At 41.5% G+C, this 16,107-nt stretch carries 16 protein-coding genes; 11 read left to right on the top strand and 5 right to left on the bottom strand.

Annotated features, from left to right (window positions below; translation table 11 throughout):
• Window positions 1-75 precede the first annotated feature (75 nt).
• Window positions 76-321, top strand: a complete 246-nt coding sequence (locus ADH81_RS01795; RefSeq protein WP_004238875.1) for a hypothetical protein — start codon at window positions 76-78, stop codon at window positions 319-321.
• Between the two features lie 427 nt (window positions 322-748).
• Window positions 749-1,078 carry a leucine-rich repeat protein gene (locus tag ADH81_RS10605; protein WP_342625444.1) on the top strand — a complete coding sequence of 110 codons (330 nt, stop codon included), beginning with the start codon at window positions 749-751 and terminating at the stop codon, window positions 1,076-1,078.
• A gap of 234 nt (window positions 1,079-1,312) precedes the next feature.
• Here the strand turns inward: ADH81_RS10605 and ADH81_RS01790 are convergent, their stop codons facing one another.
• The 4 genes from ADH81_RS01790 to adhP all read right to left on the bottom strand — a co-directional run bounded on the left by ADH81_RS01790 (window position 1,313) and on the right by adhP (window position 5,441).
• On the bottom strand, window positions 1,313-2,224 hold the full coding sequence (locus ADH81_RS01790; protein WP_000818311.1) for a PTS system mannose/fructose/sorbose family transporter subunit IID: 912 nt from the start codon (window positions 2,222-2,224) through the stop codon (window positions 1,313-1,315).
• Between the two features lie 14 nt (window positions 2,225-2,238).
• The gene (locus tag ADH81_RS01785; protein ID WP_001280303.1) at window positions 2,239-3,051 is read right to left on the bottom strand and encodes a PTS mannose/fructose/sorbose transporter subunit IIC; all 813 of its coding nucleotides are present in this window, start codon (window positions 3,049-3,051) and stop codon (window positions 2,239-2,241) included.
• Between the two features lie 29 nt (window positions 3,052-3,080).
• Window positions 3,081-4,070 carry a PTS sugar transporter subunit IIB gene (locus ADH81_RS01780; RefSeq protein ID WP_049526061.1) on the bottom strand — a complete coding sequence of 330 codons (990 nt, stop codon included), beginning with the start codon at window positions 4,068-4,070 and terminating at the stop codon, window positions 3,081-3,083.
• A gap of 351 nt (window positions 4,071-4,421) precedes the next feature.
• Window positions 4,422-5,441 carry an alcohol dehydrogenase AdhP gene (gene adhP / locus ADH81_RS01775; protein WP_049526059.1) on the bottom strand — a complete coding sequence of 340 codons (1,020 nt, stop codon included), beginning with the start codon at window positions 5,439-5,441 and terminating at the stop codon, window positions 4,422-4,424.
• 372 nt (window positions 5,442-5,813) lie between these two features.
• On the opposite strand from adhP, the gene ADH81_RS01770 reads away from it, so the two are divergent.
• From ADH81_RS01770 to ADH81_RS01735, 8 genes are all read left to right on the top strand, one after another.
• Window positions 5,814-7,091: a glutamyl-tRNA synthetase gene (locus ADH81_RS01770; RefSeq protein ID WP_049526057.1), complete on the top strand. Its 1,278-nt coding sequence runs from the start codon at window positions 5,814-5,816 to the stop codon at window positions 7,089-7,091.
• 74 nt (window positions 7,092-7,165) lie between these two features.
• Window positions 7,166-8,650 carry a threonine synthase gene (thrC, locus tag ADH81_RS01765; RefSeq protein ID WP_049526055.1) on the top strand — a complete coding sequence of 495 codons (1,485 nt, stop codon included), beginning with the start codon at window positions 7,166-7,168 and terminating at the stop codon, window positions 8,648-8,650.
• Between the two features lie 60 nt (window positions 8,651-8,710).
• A complete protein-coding gene (locus ADH81_RS01760; protein ID WP_049526054.1) occupies window positions 8,711-9,991 on the top strand; it encodes an MATE family efflux transporter in 1,281 nt (426 codons plus the stop codon).
• 3 nt (window positions 9,992-9,994) lie between these two features.
• On the top strand, window positions 9,995-10,609 hold the full coding sequence (locus ADH81_RS01755) for an HAD-IA family hydrolase (RefSeq protein WP_049526052.1): 615 nt from the start codon (window positions 9,995-9,997) through the stop codon (window positions 10,607-10,609).
• 176 nt (window positions 10,610-10,785) lie between these two features.
• The gene (locus ADH81_RS01750) at window positions 10,786-11,907 is read left to right on the top strand and encodes a LysM peptidoglycan-binding domain-containing protein (RefSeq protein WP_049526050.1); all 1,122 of its coding nucleotides are present in this window, start codon (window positions 10,786-10,788) and stop codon (window positions 11,905-11,907) included.
• Between the two features lie 149 nt (window positions 11,908-12,056).
• Window positions 12,057-12,920: a DUF2262 domain-containing protein gene (locus tag ADH81_RS01745; RefSeq protein WP_049526048.1), complete on the top strand. Its 864-nt coding sequence runs from the start codon at window positions 12,057-12,059 to the stop codon at window positions 12,918-12,920.
• A 168-nt stretch (window positions 12,921-13,088) separates the two neighbouring features.
• A complete protein-coding gene (locus tag ADH81_RS01740; RefSeq protein WP_414716798.1) occupies window positions 13,089-13,505 on the top strand; it encodes a MarR family winged helix-turn-helix transcriptional regulator in 417 nt (138 codons plus the stop codon).
• A 10-nt stretch (window positions 13,506-13,515) separates the two neighbouring features.
• The gene (locus ADH81_RS01735; RefSeq protein WP_049526046.1) at window positions 13,516-13,878 is read left to right on the top strand and encodes a DUF1304 domain-containing protein; all 363 of its coding nucleotides are present in this window, start codon (window positions 13,516-13,518) and stop codon (window positions 13,876-13,878) included.
• 47 nt (window positions 13,879-13,925) lie between these two features.
• On the opposite strand, the gene ADH81_RS01730 is transcribed toward ADH81_RS01735, so the two are convergent.
• Window positions 13,926-14,783: a DUF975 family protein gene (locus ADH81_RS01730; RefSeq protein WP_049526043.1), complete on the bottom strand. Its 858-nt coding sequence runs from the start codon at window positions 14,781-14,783 to the stop codon at window positions 13,926-13,928.
• Between the two features lie 116 nt (window positions 14,784-14,899).
• Between ADH81_RS01730 and tgt the strand changes: the two genes are divergently transcribed.
• Entirely contained in the window at window positions 14,900-16,042 is a 1,143-nt protein-coding gene (tgt, locus tag ADH81_RS01725) for a tRNA guanosine(34) transglycosylase Tgt (RefSeq protein WP_049526042.1), read from the top strand.
• Window positions 16,043-16,107 lie beyond the last annotated feature (65 nt).

The following is a 16,107-nucleotide window of genomic DNA, read 5'->3' as shown; positions in this document are numbered from 1 at the left end:
TTTTAGTGTATACAAAAAGGCCAACATCCATTATATTAAAAGCGCTGAAACCTAAAACAAAAGAATGATGACCATATGAACAATATACTAGAAGCTACACTACAAATCAAAGATGCACACAATGAAGGTGTTACATTCCATTTCTTAGAGAATATTAAAGAAGTATTGCGTGATGAGAGTGGGAAAGTAACTGGTGTAAAGGTTATTACAATGGAACTTGGTGAATCAGATGAAAGTGGAAGAAGATCAACGCATGAAGTGGCAGGTAGTGAACATATTATTCCATGTGACCTTGTCGTTGCAGCAATTGAACAAAAGTAGACTTTAGTGTTCTAGATGAAAGGTAAAAATTTGACTTTCGGTCAACATCAGAATACAATAGAAATGAACTAATAACAGGGGATGCATATTTAGGTCCTCAATCTATCGCAACCGCAATTAAAGGCGGGTGAGAAGTTGCGACAGAAGTACATGAATCGTTTAAAGAAAACACATAAATAACTTGTGGTGCCTTTCGTTTTTTTACTGGGAAAATTAAGGAACTATAGTTATAAATCCTTAAAGATATTAATATATTAACATGCGTATATTTATGGGAAGAAGGTTATGTCATCTATAGTTGTACTTCTGACGATAAGGTTGTTCGTGTACCAAAGGAAATTAAAGGTAAACCTGTTATCGCAATTGGAGAACGTGGTCTTGCGAACTTGAAACATTGTGAGGCAATCGTTTTACCAGATACAGTACGATATATTGGAAAGGTGCGTTTACGATTGACAATAAGTTAAAGTATGTCCACTTTGGTAAGTCAATAGAAACAGTAGAAGATGATGTTTTCAACTCTGACAGTTCATTAGAATCAGTTGTATTCCCAGAAGGAACAAAGAGTATTGGAACATTAGTATTCTGGGGGACATCATCAATTAAATCTATTACAATTCCAGCAAGTGTAACAGAAATTACAGAATACTTCTATTTTGTGGATAACTGTAACCCAGATGTAGAAATCCATACACCTAAGGGATCAAAGGCAGAAGAAGTAGCTAAAGCAATGCAACTTAAAGTAGTAAATGACTAAAGGGGAATAGTATGAACAAAAAATTACTATCAGGCTTAGGGACTGACCCCAAAAAGTGAGAATTTAATAAAAACACCCTAGGGCTACCGTCTTCGGTATCCAACCGGAGACAGGTAGTCCAATTTTTGTTGGATTCTTTTTTCATTAGGTTCTTCATCAACACTATTTGACAAAGAGCCAAAAGAATCAGATGATAAACCTGATTCTTTTTTTGTTTATACATTCTCGTCGAGATTACATGATACCGAAGAAACGAGCTGCGATACCAACTACAAAGAGGGCAAGAATGATTGTGATTGGAGATACTTTTTTCTTAAGCAACCACATGCAAAGGAAAGTAAGGAGAAGTCCCATCAATCCTGGGATCAATGAGTTCAACTGACCTTGAAGGGTTTGTGGTTGAACGCTATCCAAGCTCAATCCGCTAAGTGCTTGACCAAGGATTCCCTTCAATTCTCCACCTGTAACAGGACCTTCTGGGAAGACGATGTAGGCACCTTCTGACAATTGTTTACCTGGAAGGTTGATAGTGAAGTTGATTGATACCCAACGTTGTACAAGAACGGCAAGGATGAACATACCAAGGATAGAAGCTCCTTTAGTGATGTCTTTCAAGATACCACCAGACATGTCTTTGGTGATTTCAGATCCAGCTTTGTAACCAAACTCTTGTGTATACCAAAGGAAAGACATACGGATTGCATTCCATCCAAAGAAGAAGAGAAGTGGTCCGACGATATTACCAGTCGCAGCAAGTGATGCACCAAGGGCACCGAGGATAGGACGTACTGTAAACCAGAAGACTGGGTCACCGATACCAGCAAGAGGTCCCATCATACCAATCTTAACACCTTGGATAGCAGCGTCATCGATGTCAGTACCGTTTGCGCGTTCTTCTTCAAGTGCAAGAGTAACCCCCATGATTGGAGCAGCTACGTATGGGTGAGTATTGAAGAACTCAAGGTGACGCTCAAGAGCAGCAGCTTGGTCTTCTTTTTTAGTGTAAAGTTTCTTGATAGCTGGGATCAAAGAGTAAGCCCAACCCAAGTTTTGCATACGTTCGTAGTTCCAAGAACCTTGAAGGAATTGTGAACGCCACCAAACTTTTTGGCGATCTGATTTTGATAATTGAATTTTTTCAGCCATGATTGTTCCCCTTTCTAGTAGTCTTCTAGGATATCACCGATTGGATCGTTAGAAGTTGCAGCTCCTCCGCCACCGTTTCCGCCTTGTTTAGAAAGGTTGAGGTAGATGAAGGCAAGGGCAACACCGATGACACCAAGGGCAATCAAAGTCAATTGAGAGATTGCTGCAAGAGCAAAACCGATAGCGAAGAATGGCCATACTTCACGAGTAGCCATCATGTTGATAACCAAAGCGTAACCAACGGCAACGACCATAGCACCACCGACAGCCATACCACCTTTAAGCCATTCTGGCATAAGTTCCAATACGCCTTGAACGGCTTCAGTTGGCATTGCAAGCAAGAGCGCAGCTGGGATAGCAATACGTAGACCTTGAAGAGCAAGGGCAAAGTAGTGAGCGCGTTCAACAGCAGCAATGTTTCCTTCTTTAGCAGCAGCGTCAGCAGTGTGAACCAAACCAACTGAGATTGTACGAACGATCATAGTCAAGAAAAGTCCAGCTACTGCAAGAGGGATTGCAGTTGCAGTTGCGACTGCGATACCTTCAGTAGTAAAGTTACCACCTTTGATCATGATGATTGCAGCAGCAACAGAGGCAAGGGCAGCGTCAGGAGCTACGGCAGCTCCGATGTTAGCCCAACCAAGGGCGATCATTTGAAGTGATCCACCAAGCATAACCCCTGCTTCGAGGTTACCAGTTACAAGACCGATAAGGGTACATGCTACGATTGGTTGATGGAATTGGAATTGGTCGAGGATACCTTCAAGACCTGCGAAGAAGGCAACAACTACAACCAAGATAGCAGAAATGAATGAAATATCTGACATGGTTTTATTCCTTTTCTATTTAGTTTTAATTATTGAACGTTAGCTTTGCTAATCAAGTCAAACAAATCTTTTTTAGTGTCGTTTGGTACTTTACGTACGTCAAATTCAACACCAAGGTCGCGCATTTTTTCAAATGTAGCAACGTCGTCTTTGTCCATTGACAATACGTTGTTGATCATTGTTTTACCAGTTGAGTGAGCCATTGATCCAACGTTAAGAGTCTTAATTGGCACACCGCCTTCGATAGCACGAAGGGCATCTTGAGGTGTTTCAAATAAGATAAGGGCGTGTGTGTTACCAAAACGAGGATCTTTTGCAACCTCAATCAATTTTTGGATTGGCACAACGTTAGCCTTCACTCCGTTAGGAGCCGCTTGTTTGATCAATTCTTTACGAAGGTCGTCATTTGCAACGTTATCTGAAGCAACGATAATACGGTCTGCTTTAGAATCTGGAGTCCAAGCAGTTGCGACTTGCCCGTGAAGAAGACGTGTGTCAAGACGAGCAAGATTGATTTTCAATTTACCGTCTCCGATAACTGTTCCTTCTGGGATAGCAGCTTGGGCTACAGGAGCAGCTGCAGCAGTTGCAACTTCCTCAGCTGGATTTAGCTCTTCTGGAAGAGCCTTGATGCCATCTTTGGCCTCTTTAATGATGTTTGCAGCGACTTTATCTACTCCAGCATTAGCATCCATCAGGCGCTCTGTGTAGGCTTGAATCAACATCGGCAAGTTAAGTCCTGTGATGATGGCAAATTTACGCTCAGGATTTTCTCCCATTACGCGGCTAGCTTGGTTAAATGGAGATCCACTCCAAAGGTCAGCCAAGACTAGAACCTCATCTTCTGCGTCAAATGCAGCCACAGCATTGTTGAACTTGGCGTATAAATCATCTGGACCTTCGTTTGGCATAAAGGTTACAACTTGAACCTTTTCTTGTTCACCAAAGATCATAGATCCTGACTGATGAATACCCGCGGCAAATTCACCGTGGCTCGCAATAATGATTCCGATACTCATTATTGTCATTCCTCCTTATAAAATGTTTGACTTGTAGTTTAAGAAAACTTTAAGACTCCTTAAGTATAAATCGTTTTCAGAAAAAAAGCAACTAATTATAATAAAGAGTGAAAAAAATCTCAAAGTTTCATATTTGCAAATATTGATATATCAACTTTTTATAAAATCGTCTATAAAATGGTAAAAAAATTTAATATAAAAAAGAAGAGGGACTAGGAAGTTTACGTCAGTAGTGCTCTTGGGAGTCTAAAAAATGCCCCAAGTCCAATTAGTTGTCGTGTCAAAATTTTATTACAAAAAAACGAGGTGGGATCTTCTGTCCCGACCTCGTTTTGGCATTTATTATTTATCTTAGTGAGTAAAGTCTAGAACCATACGACCTTGGATGGTTCCAGCAGCCATTTCATCAAAGACAGCAATGGCATCTTCCACAGGGCGTTTTTGAACAACTGGAACAACGAGACCTTCTGCACCAAATTGGAAGGCTTCTTCCAAATCTTTACGTGTTCCAACGAGGGAACCGATGACTTGGATACCGTCAAGAACTGTTTTGACGATGCTAAGGTCCATCATTTCAGATGGGAGACCGACAGCAACTACTCGACCTCCTGCACGAACAGAATCAACTGCTTGATTAAAGGCAACTTTTGATACAGCTGTTACGACAGCTGAGTGAGCACCACCGTTTGTTTTTTCTTTGATAAGACCTGGAACATCTTCGACTTCAAGACCATTAATCACGATATCAGCACCAACTTCTTTAGCTAGAGCAAGTTTATCATTGTTAATATCAACTGCGATAACGTGAGCGTTGAATACTTTTTTAGCGTATTGGACAGCCAAGTTACCAAGGCCTCCAGCACCATAGAGGACAACCCATTGGCCTGGTTCAACTTTTGCTTCTTTGATAGCCTTGTATGTGGTAACACCGGCACAAGTGATAGAAGAAGCTTGGGCTGGATCGAGCCCTTCTGGAACCTTAACAGCATAATCTGCAGTTACGATACATTGTTCAGCCATACCGCCGTCAACTGAGTAGCCTGCATTTTTTACGGAACGGCAAAGAGTTTCTCGTCCGGTTGTACAGTATTCACACATACCACAGCCTTCAAAGAACCAAGCTACGCTAACACGGTCGCCAACTTTGAGGCTTTTTACATCAGGAGCAACTTCTTTGACGATACCGATACCTTCGTGACCGAGAACGCGTCCTGGAACTTTACCAAAGTCACCATGGGCAACGTGGAGGTCAGTGTGGCAGACACCACAGTACTCAACTTCTACAAGAGCTTCCCCATTTTCGAGTGGACGGAGAACTTTTTCTTCAATAGCAACACCAGTACCTTCTGGATTTACAACAACAGCTTTCATAGCTATCCTCCTTGATTAGTCGTTGAGGTGCAGAGGAAAAGGGGCTTGGCTTGAGAGGTTTTCAAGTGAAGTCGAATTTGAACCGCCCTCTTATTTACTTATATGTGAAGTATATCACGATATTTGCTATAGTACAATAGTTTTGAGGTAAAAAACTATGTAATCGCTTAACCGGTTGATAAGACTGTGAAAATTGAACAAGTAAGATTGATGCATTGGCGAGCAAATACCTATAAATGCTAGAAAAGTTGACTTTATATCCCCGCTTTAAGATTTTCAGCAAATTTTCTGACTTCCTTCCCGAGGGGATTTTGGTATAATATAGAAAGCAATTGATCTTTCTGATAAGAGAATTTAGAGTGAGAGGTATCTATGTCCCCTTCTGTTCAGTTATTGAAAAACCGTTATTTAAAAAATATAAAAGAAAATCCAGATCTCTATATTGGGATTGAGTTGGAGTTTCCTATCGTTCATGTAAATGGGCAAGCGACAGATATTGAAGTCAGTAAGGACTTGATGCGCTTTTTGGTGGATGCTCTCCATCTGGAAGTTGAAAAAGAGGACCAGGAAGGAAATCCGATTCAACTTGTAGAACCAAAAAATCAGGATCGGATTCTGTTTGAGGTTTCCTACACGACCTTGGAGTTTGCCTTTGGCAGAGCCCATAATATCCAAGAGGTCCAAGGACGCTTCGAGGCCTATATGAAGGTCATTCAGGAAAAGCTTGGAGAAAAGGATCATGCTATCCAGGGCTGGGGAATTCACCCAAACTGGGATCAGAATGACAATCGACCTGTGGCTTATCCACGTTACCAGATGCTGATGGATTACTTGCATATGGGAAGTCGCCAAGATAGAGCTGATTTGCATGACTTTCCACAATACGGTGCTTTTATCTGTGGGAGTCAAGTTCAGTTGGATGTATCGACTGCTAACTACCTACGTGTCATCAATGCTTTCACTCAGCTTGAGGCAGCCAAAGCTTTCTTATTTGCCAATTCTGAGTTTTCGGGAGCAGAATGGGATACTCAGATTTCACGAGATATCTTTTGGGAAGACTCCATGCATGGGATTTATCCAGAGAATGTCGGTGTCAATGCCAGACTTTTCAAAGATGAGGATGATTTCTTCGATTATCTAGACCACTCTGCGATTTTTACAGCAGAACGAGGTGGAGAAACCTACTATTTTTCTCCGATTCGGGCTAGAGATTACCTAGCTACTGAGGAAGTTTCGGCCTATACTTTAAATGGAAAAGAAACTCTGCTTGTTCCTCATGAGAAGGATTTTCAAACGCACCGTAGTTACCAATATCAAGACCTAACAACTCGAGGGACGGTTGAATTCCGTAGTGTTTGTACGCAACCCCTAGACCGAACCTTTGCTTCGGCAGCCTTTCATCTAGGTTTGTTGGTAAATCTAGACAAGCTTGAAACATACCTAGAAACAGCACCTTTCTTTGAGAGATTTGGTCGTGACTACAAATCTTTGAGACGTCAGTTTTCTAAGAAACAGCTTTCAGATGAGGAGACAGCTGGAATTGTTCAATTCTCAAAAGATTTGCTAGCTATAGCAGAGCAAGGACTTGAGATGAGAGGGCAGAGTGAAATGAGCTATTTAGAGCCTCTGAAAGAAAAAATGACTCTATAATTTTCTTATAAAGGAAGAATTTTCTGAAAAATCATGTTATAATGGATGAGACTATAGATAAAGGATAGAGATTTATGACATTAGTTTATCAATCAACGCGTGATGCGAAAAATACCGTAACAGCCAGCCAAGCGATTTTGCAAGGTTTGGCAACAGATGGAGGTTTGTTTACTCCAGTTAGTTATCCAAAGGTAGATTTGGATTTTGATACATTAAAAGATGCTTCTTACCAAGAAGTGGCTAAGCTGGTCTTGTCAGCTTTCTTGGATGACTTTACAGCAGAAGAGTTGGACTACTGTATCACCAATGCCTATGACAGCAAGTTTGATACACCAGCCATTGCCCCTCTTGTCAAACTTGATGGCCAATACAACTTGGAACTTTTCCACGGTTCAACCATTGCCTTTAAGGATATGGCCTTGTCTATCTTGCCATACTTTATGACAACAGCTGCCAAGAAACATGGCTTGGAAAACAAGATTGTCATCTTGACAGCGACATCTGGGGACACTGGGAAAGCTGCCATGGCAGGATTTGCGGATGTTCCTGGAACTGAAATTATCGTCTTTTATCCAAAAGATGGTGTCAGCAAGGTACAAGAGTTGCAAATGACCACTCAAACTGGGGACAACACTCATGTCATTGCCATCGATGGAAACTTTGACGATGCTCAAACCAACGTCAAGCATATGTTCAACGATGTGGCTCTTCGTGAAAAATTAGTAGCTAACAAGCTCCAGTTCTCATCAGCCAACTCTATGAACATTGGCCGTTTGGTACCACAAATTGTCTATTATGTGTATGCCTACGCTCAGCTTGTTAAAACTGGCGAAATTGTGGCTGGTGACAAGGTCAACTTCACCGTACCGACAGGAAACTTTGGAAATATCTTGGCTGCCTTTTACGCTAAGCAAATCGGTTTGCCAGTTGGGAAACTGATCTGCGCTTCAAATGACAACAATGTTTTGACAGACTTCTTCAAAACTCGTGTCTATGACAAGAAGCGTGAGTTTAAGGTGACCACTAGTCCGTCTATGGATATCTTGGTCTCTTCAAACTTGGAGCGTTTGATTTTCCACCTTTTGGGAAATGATGCTGTTAAGACCGCTGAACTTATGAATGCCTTGAACACTCAAGGTCAATATAAGTTGACAGATTTTGATGCAGAGATTCTTGATCTTTTTGCGGCAGAGTATGCGACAGAAGCGGAAACCGCAGCAGAAATCAAGCGTGTCTACGAGTCAGATTCTTATATCGAGGATCCTCATACAGCAGTTGCTTCAGCCGTATTTAAAAAATACCAAGCAGCGACTGGTGATGCGACCAAGACAGTGATTGCTTCAACAGCTAGTCCTTACAAATTCCCAGTGGTTGCGGTGGAAGCTGTAACTGGACAATCAGGTCTTAGCGACTTTGAAGCCTTGGCTCAATTACACGAAATTTCAGGAGTAGCAGTGCCACCAGCAGTTGATGGCCTCGAAACAGCTCCAGTTCGTCACAAGACAACTGTTGCAGCAGCAGAGATGCAGACTGCAGTAGAATCTTATCTAGGACTTTAAAAGAGAGGAAGTAAACTCGGTTGGGAAACTAACTGAGTTTCTTTTCATCAGGAGGAAGGATTGTTTAAGAAATATAAAGACATTCTCAACATAGCCCTGCCAGCCATGGGTGAAAATTTTTTACAGATGTTCATGGGGATGGTAGATAGCTATCTGGTAGCCCATCTAGGTTTAATCGCCATTTCGGGTGTGTCTGTAGCGGGCAATATTATCACCATTTATCAGGCTATTTTTATTGCTTTGGGAGCGGCTATTTCCAGCGTCATTTCCAAAAGTTTGGGGCAGAAGGACCAGTCTAGACTAGCCTACCATGTGACAGAAGCGCTCAAGATTACCCTACTACTGAGTTTAGTTTTAGGGAGCTTGTCTATCTTTGCAGGACGAGAGATGATTGGCCTTTTGGGGACAGAAGCGTCTGTAGCTGAGAGTGGTGGACTATACCTAGCTTTGGTTGGTGGGACAATCGTCCTCTTGGGCTTGATGACTAGTTTAGGAGCCTTGATTCGCGCCACCCATAATCCGCGCCTTCCTCTCTATGTAAGTCTTTTATCCAATGCCCTGAATATTCTCTTTTCAAGTCTAGCTATTTTTGTTCTTGATATGGGCATAGCTGGTGTTGCTTGGGGGACCATCCTATCTCGTTTAATCGGAGTTGTGATTTTGTGGTCACAATTAAAACTTCCATATACGAGACCAAGCTTTGGACTGGACAAAGACTTACTGACTTTGGCTTTACCTGCAGCGGGAGAGCGTCTCATGATGCGAGCTGGAGATGTGGTTATTATTGCCTTGGTTGTTTCCTTTGGAACTGAGGCCGTCGCGGGAAATGCGATCGGTGAAGTTTTGACTCAGTTCAACTATATGCCTGCCTTCGGTGTTGCGACAGCAACAGTCATGCAGGTGGCACGAGCAGTAGGGGAGAATGATTGGGCAAGGGTAGACAACTTAAGTAAGCAAACTTTTTGGTTTTCTCTCTTTCTTATGTTGCCCTTAACACTTAGTATCTATGCTCTGGGAACGCCTCTAAGTCACCTCTACACCAGTGATCCTGCGGCCATTAAAGCCAGTGTTATGGTGACGCTGTTCTCTCTACTAGGGACTCCTATGACGACGGGAACAGTCATTTATACAGCTGTCTGGCAGGGTTTGGGGAATGCACGCCTCCCCTTTTATGCGACAAGTATCGGAATGTGGTGTATCCGTATCGGGACAGGTTACCTGATGGGAATTGTTCTTGGTTGGGGCTTGCCTGGTATTTGGGCAGGAACGCTTTTGGACAATGGTTTTCGCTGGTTCTTCCTGCGCTATCGTTATAAGCAATATATCTCTTTGAAAGGATGACATATGAAAAAAATTGGATTTATCTGGGATTTAGATGGAACTTTATTGGACTCTTATGAGGCTATCTTAGCAGGAATCGAAGAGACTTTTGCCCAGTTTGACATTCCTTATGATAAGGCTGAGGTTCGTGCCTTTATTCTACAAACTTCCGTTCAAGATCTGTTGGAAAAGGTGGGAGAAGAAAGAGGCTTGGATGCTGATATGCTCAATCAGGTTCGTGCTCAGAGCTTGGCTGAGAAGAATGCTCAAGTTGTTCTGATGCCGGGGGCGCGTGAAATCTTAGCTTGGGCAGACCAGCAAGGAATTGAGCAGTTTGTTTATACCCACAAAGGGGACAATGCTTTTACAATTTTGGAAAATTTAGGTTTGGCCCACTATTTCACAGAAATTTTAACCAATCAAAGTGGCTTTTCTCGGAAACCTAGTCCAGAAGCTGCGATTTATCTTCTAGATAAGTATGAACTAGATCCTCAGCAGACTTATTATATCGGCGATCGGACTTTGGATATCGAATTTGCTCAAAATAGTGGGATTCAGAGTATCAATTTTCTTGCCTCTCCTGCAACTTGTAATCAACAGATAGAGCATTTAGAAGATATTAGCTCGCTTTCCTTCTAGAATTTTCTTCAAGAAGAATGTGTCAGCCTGATGACAGGAAACTAACAAACTATTTCAAGTAATGTGATTTGTTACAACGAATGTACAGTTCTGTTAAATAGCCCCCAAAGGGCTTTTTTTCTATTTTCTTTGTGTTATGATAGACAGGTACTACATTTGAAAAGGAGTTTGATAGTATGAAGAAAAGAATTATTTTAGCATCAACAGTAGCCTTGTCCCTTGCCCCTGTATTGGCAACTCAAGCAGAAGAATTAGTGTGGACAGCGCGTAGTGTTGAGCAAATTCAAAACGATGTTACCAAGAGTGAGAATAAAACAAGCTATACGATTCAGTATGGTGATACCTTAAGTACCATTGCCGAAGCTTTGGGAGTGGATGTGAACGTTCTTGCTAACTTGAACAAGATCAGCAATATTGATTTGATCTTCCCTGAGACAGTCCTTACAACAACTGTCAATGAAAAAGAAGAAGTGACAGAGGTTGAAATTCAAACCCCTGATACAGTTCAAGGTGGCGAAGGTACAACTGCAACAGCAGATTTGACAACCAACCAAGTCACTGTAGATGACCAAACTGTACAGGTTGAAGATTTAACTCAACCAGTTGCAGAAACAACTGTAGCTGAGCCAGTGGCAGAAGCAACAACAGAAGTTGTAGCACCTGTAGAAGAGTCAGTAGTAGAAGCCACTACTGAAGTTGCAACACCAACGGAAGAATCTGCAGCAGAAACAACAACAGGAGCCGTTGCAGAAGTTTCAGCACCAGTAGAAGAGCCGGTAGCAGAAACACCTGTAGTGGAAGAAACAACTACAACAGAAGCACCAGTTACAGAGACTGTAACAGAGACTCAATCAGCACCATCAACTTATCAAGCTGAAGCAAGCCAAGGTTCATCAGCGACTTATGCAGCACCAGCAGCACCTGATTATGCAAGTATTGCAGCTTCAAAATCAGAAAATGCAGGTCTTCAGCCACAAACGGCTGCCTTTAAAGAGGAAGTAGCTAACTTGTTCGGAATCACATCATTTAGTGGTTACCGTCCAGGAGATAGTGGAGACCACGGAAAAGGACTTGCCATTGACTTTATGGTTCCAGTAAGCTCAGCTCTTGGGGACCAGATTGCAGATTATGCTATCCAAAATATGGCAAGCCGAGGCATCAGCTACATCATCTGGAAACAACGTTTCTATGCACCATTCGATAGCAAATACGGACCAGCCTACACTTGGAATCCAATGCCAGACCGTGGAAGCGTTACAGAAAACCACTATGACCACGTTCACGTATCTATGAACTAAGAATATTAAGAAGTTGGGAACTTGAGTTTCCGCTTCTTTTTTTGTTATGACACACTTTATAAGTGAAATAAAATCTAAAACACGATATAATGTAAGCGGATACAAAGTTGTGCTAACGATTTTAAGCATAGAGAGAAAGGATGATAAGGATGACAAACCGATTAAAAACTCCATTTGAGAAAACAAGAGATGATTTTGAACAGGAATTTACTGGAGAAATTGTTGAACTCTTGATTTTTACCATCCAAAATGTAAATGGGGCTGCTTCATTAAAAGATGGTTGTCTAATGCCGTCCGTTCATTTTAAAGCTAGTGTCAATGTTGAAACTCAGGAGTTCTCTGAACGTGAGGGACGTTTGGAATGGCTCCTGACCCCAGAAGAATTTGAAGAAAAGCATTGGGGGTTTAGTTTTGAATCCTACAAAATTCATCGTATCAAATGTCAAAAACGCCCCTTCATGGAGCTAGAGCCTTATATGTCAGAAGTGGCTAACAACTGCTACCACTTGCTGGAATACTTAGATGACCAATCCACAGACGCTAGGTTAGAGACCTTGATTGAAACCTACCAGAAACCTGTTATCATTCAAGACGCTCTTGGCGAATTCACCTTAAACAGAGCCTATTCTTGGTTTGAAGGCTTCATCACCTATGAAGGCGGTAAGATTCATGCTATGTTTGATGCGGGTGCAGATGAAAGTCTTCCTCCAAGTTCTTTCGATGATTTAAAGAAATTTATGGGATCTTTCCAAGTTCAAGATGCTCAGATTAAAAACTATATCGTAAAAGAACTGTGGGAAACAGCTCAAGACTGGATTGATTCAGATGAAAATGATATGGAGTTAACAGAAGAGTATTTTACCAACTCACTTTCCTTGAGTGAACTATCGATTAACGAAGACGGGGAATTGACCCTTTACTATGATGATAGCGAGGAAATTTTTGCAGGCCATGCCATCGAAGTTGTCATCGATAAAGAGGGGGAAATCCTTCGAGCGGACTTGGTAGGCTAATGGCTTGATTTTATTTAGAATGTAGAAGTAATAGTCTTTTGGAATTGAAACCAAGAGGCTATTTTTTCGGCGTGAGCAAAATAGTTGCGTTTTTACTCTGCTTGTAATATACTTGACGAGTCAATAATTGATAAATCAAATGCTTACAAAAGGAGAAAAATACTAAAAATGCATGAATTGCTTTACCAGCTCCATTTAACAGATCAGACCATCACTCAACTTTTTGAGAAACAATTGGGAATTAGTTTGACCCGCTATCAAATCCTGCAGTTTTTACTGCAACAGTCACCATGTAACCAAATTGCCGTTCAGGAGAAATTACAGATTGACCAGGCAGCTTTGACCCGTCATTTCAAGATTTTAGAGACAGAAAACTATGTCAGTCGCAAACGTAATCCGCTTAATCAACGAGAAGTCTTAGTTGAATTAACTCAAGAAGCCAAGAATCAACTCTTGGTCAATCCGCCTAAACATCACTTGAAAGTGAAGGAACAGATGGAGAGCATCTTATCGCCTGCTGAGCAGAAAGAGCTGACGACTTTACTGACCAAGCTAGTGTCAGGTCTAGAAAAAATAGAATTTTAAGGAGAAAACGATGTCAATTATTACGACTATTTTAGCAACACTTGTTGCCCTCGAACATTTTTATATCTTTTATTTGGAGAGTATGGCAACCCAATCAGACGCCACCAGTCGAGTCTTTAATATGGAAATGGAAGAGTTGACTCGACCATCTGTAACCTCACTTTTCAAAAACCAAGGAATTTATAATGCCTTGATTGGGGTATTTCTTATTTACGGAATTTATTTCTCACATAGCTTAGAAATCGTAACAATCTTTGTTTTATTTGTCATAGGAGCAGCGACTTATGGTGCCTTAACAGCAGATAAAAAAATCATTCTCAAGCAAGGTGGTCCAGCAATCTTAGCACTCTTGAGTATCCTTTTCTTGAGATAAAAACAACCAGCACTTTCTATTGAAGGTGCTGGTTTTAATCATTCACATTAAACTTTTCTCCGCTTGATTTCGAGTAATCTTTGATAAAAGAAGAATTGGCTACTATAGATATAAGGGAAAGTAGGGATGCTCGCAATTCCGAAGCTAATCCAGATAAGGAGATACCAAGGAAGTAGCTGTAAATCAAGTACGAAGCGTTGGAACTTATAGCCTTTCATAAGGAAGCGACTGGTCTTGAGTACACGACTTGGCTTGGCAATTCCAATTGCAAGGGTATCACATAGGAGAAGCTCTACTTGGGAATAAGCGTAGTATTGCGGCAGATAGGCAATGGTTCCCAAAATCATCAGAAAGACGCTACCAAAGAAGTAGAGTGCAAAAGTGAGCAGAAAATGTTCGATATCTGAATTGGTGACGTCTACGGCTGGAAATTCGGGATGAAGTTCTACAAATTTACGAGCCATGGCACTGCTATAAAAGAGCAAGTAGACACCAAAAAGATTAGGGATGCTCCACAAAAAGAGATAGAAACGCTTGAGCAAGAGAGTCAGAAAGGTCTGGGTGAAGAAGCGATTGTCAAGTAAGGACAGGCTATCTTTAAAGGAAAGCTCTATCTCGGAAATTCTGTAAAGATTAATGGTTGTAAACAGAGCACCAGCTAGGATAATAGAACTTGTAAATCCGACTGCTAGAGGAAAGAGTGAGGACTGGATCAAGCTCATCAAAAAAGTAAAGAAGGATTGCTCAAGAATCCCCTCATCAAGTAGGGATAATGGACTTATAAAGCTGGATAGAATCAGGAAAATGCTTGGTAATAAAAAGACAAGCAATAGACGAGGATGTTTGGCTTGAAACTGTTTAGCTTGTTGACGAACTTCTTTTAAATCAATTTTTGGGTATTTCATTCTTTCATTATACCATAGTTCGTGACAGTTCCTGTTTTTTTTGATAGAATCATACAGTATGCCCTTGGGCACAAAGTAAGAACTGGGACTGTCTTTCCCAGCTTCGGAGGTAAAAAATGTCAGATTCACCAATCAAATATCGTTTGATTAAGAAAGAAAAACACACGGGAGCTCGTCTGGGTGAGATTATCACGCCACATGGAACTTTCCCAACTCCTATGTTTATGCCGGTTGGGACACAAGCAACTGTTAAAACCCAATCGCCAGAAGAATTGAAAGAGATGGGGTCAGGGATTATCCTATCTAATACCTATCACTTGTGGCTACGTCCTGGAGATGAACTCATTGCTCGAGCAGGTGGGCTTCATAAGTTCATGAACTGGGATCAGCCTATCTTGACAGATAGTGGTGGTTTCCAAGTCTATTCCCTAGCAGATAGTCGTAATATTACAGAGGAAGGTGTGACTTTCAAAAACCACCTCAATGGCTCTAAAATGTTTCTATCACCTGAAAAAGCTATTTCTATCCAGAACAATCTGGGCTCAGATATCATGATGTCCTTTGATGAATGCCCTCAGTTCTACCAACCTTATGATTATGTGAAGAAGTCAATCGAACGTACCAGCCGTTGGGCAGAGCGTGGATTAAAAGCTCATTGTCGTCCACATGACCAAGGTTTGTTTGGGATTGTACAAGGTGCAGGATTTGAAGATCTTCGCCGTCAGTCAGCTCAGGACCTTGTCAGCATGGACTTCCCAGGATACTCTATCGGAGGGTTGGCAGTTGGAGAAACTCATGAAGAGATGAACGCAGTTTTGGACTTCACCACTCAACTCCTTCCTGAAAATAAACCTCGCTACTTGATGGGAGTGGGAGCGCCAGATAGCTTGATTGATGGGGTTATTCGTGGGGTCGATATGTTTGACTGTGTCTTGCCGACTCGTATCGCTCGTAACGGTACTTGTATGACTAGCCAAGGACGTTTGGTTGTCAAGAATGCCCAGTTTGCGGAGGACTTTACACCACTTGATCCTGAGTGCGATTGCTACACATGTAAGAACTACACCCGTGCCTACCTTCGTCACTTGCTCAAGGCTGATGAAACCTTTGGTATCCGCTTGACCAGTTACCATAATCTCTACTTCTTGCTCAATCTTATGAAGCAGGTTCGTCAGGCTATTATGGATGACAATCTCTTGGAATTCCGTGAGCATTTTGTTGAAAAATATGGCTACAATAAATCAGGTCGTAATTTCTAAGATTATCAATCTAAAGCTCAAATCCTAAGTTTTCTCTTAGGATTTTTCTTCTTTTTTTGATAAAA

This window comes from Streptococcus pseudopneumoniae (assembly GCF_001072925.1).
Lineage (GTDB): Bacteria > Bacillota > Bacilli > Lactobacillales > Streptococcaceae > Streptococcus > Streptococcus pseudopneumoniae_Q.
Note: the sequence above shows the minus strand (reverse complement) of the source record. Positions and strands in the feature narration are given on the sequence as shown.

Bases quoted from the DNA above. Each gene is read 5' to 3' on its own strand.
- ADH81_RS01745 (WP_049526048.1), top strand. From the start codon at position 12,057: ATGACAAACCGATTAAAAACTCCATTTGAGAAAACAAGAGATGATTTT.
- ADH81_RS01770 (WP_049526057.1), top strand. From the start codon at position 5,814: ATGTCCCCTTCTGTTCAGTTATTGAAAAACCGTTATTTAAAAAATATA.
- ADH81_RS01790 (WP_000818311.1), bottom strand. From the start codon at position 2,224: ATGGCTGAAAAAATTCAATTATCAAAATCAGATCGCCAAAAAGTTTGG.
- tgt (WP_049526042.1), top strand. From the start codon at position 14,900: ATGTCAGATTCACCAATCAAATATCGTTTGATTAAGAAAGAAAAACAC.
- ADH81_RS01795 (WP_004238875.1), top strand. From the start codon at position 76: ATGAACAATATACTAGAAGCTACACTACAAATCAAAGATGCACACAAT.
- ADH81_RS01735 (WP_049526046.1), top strand. From the start codon at position 13,516: ATGTCAATTATTACGACTATTTTAGCAACACTTGTTGCCCTCGAACAT.
- ADH81_RS01780 (WP_049526061.1), bottom strand. From the start codon at position 4,070: ATGAGTATCGGAATCATTATTGCGAGCCACGGTGAATTTGCCGCGGGT.
- ADH81_RS01740 (WP_414716798.1), top strand. From the start codon at position 13,089: ATGCATGAATTGCTTTACCAGCTCCATTTAACAGATCAGACCATCACT.
- adhP (WP_049526059.1), bottom strand. From the start codon at position 5,441: ATGAAAGCTGTTGTTGTAAATCCAGAAGGTACTGGTGTTGCTATTGAA.
- ADH81_RS01750 (WP_049526050.1), top strand. From the start codon at position 10,786: ATGAAGAAAAGAATTATTTTAGCATCAACAGTAGCCTTGTCCCTTGCC.
- ADH81_RS01755 (WP_049526052.1), top strand. From the start codon at position 9,995: ATGAAAAAAATTGGATTTATCTGGGATTTAGATGGAACTTTATTGGAC.
- ADH81_RS01785 (WP_001280303.1), bottom strand. From the start codon at position 3,051: ATGTCAGATATTTCATTCATTTCTGCTATCTTGGTTGTAGTTGTTGCC.
- thrC (WP_049526055.1), top strand. From the start codon at position 7,166: ATGACATTAGTTTATCAATCAACGCGTGATGCGAAAAATACCGTAACA.
- ADH81_RS01730 (WP_049526043.1), bottom strand. From the start codon at position 14,783: ATGAAATACCCAAAAATTGATTTAAAAGAAGTTCGTCAACAAGCTAAA.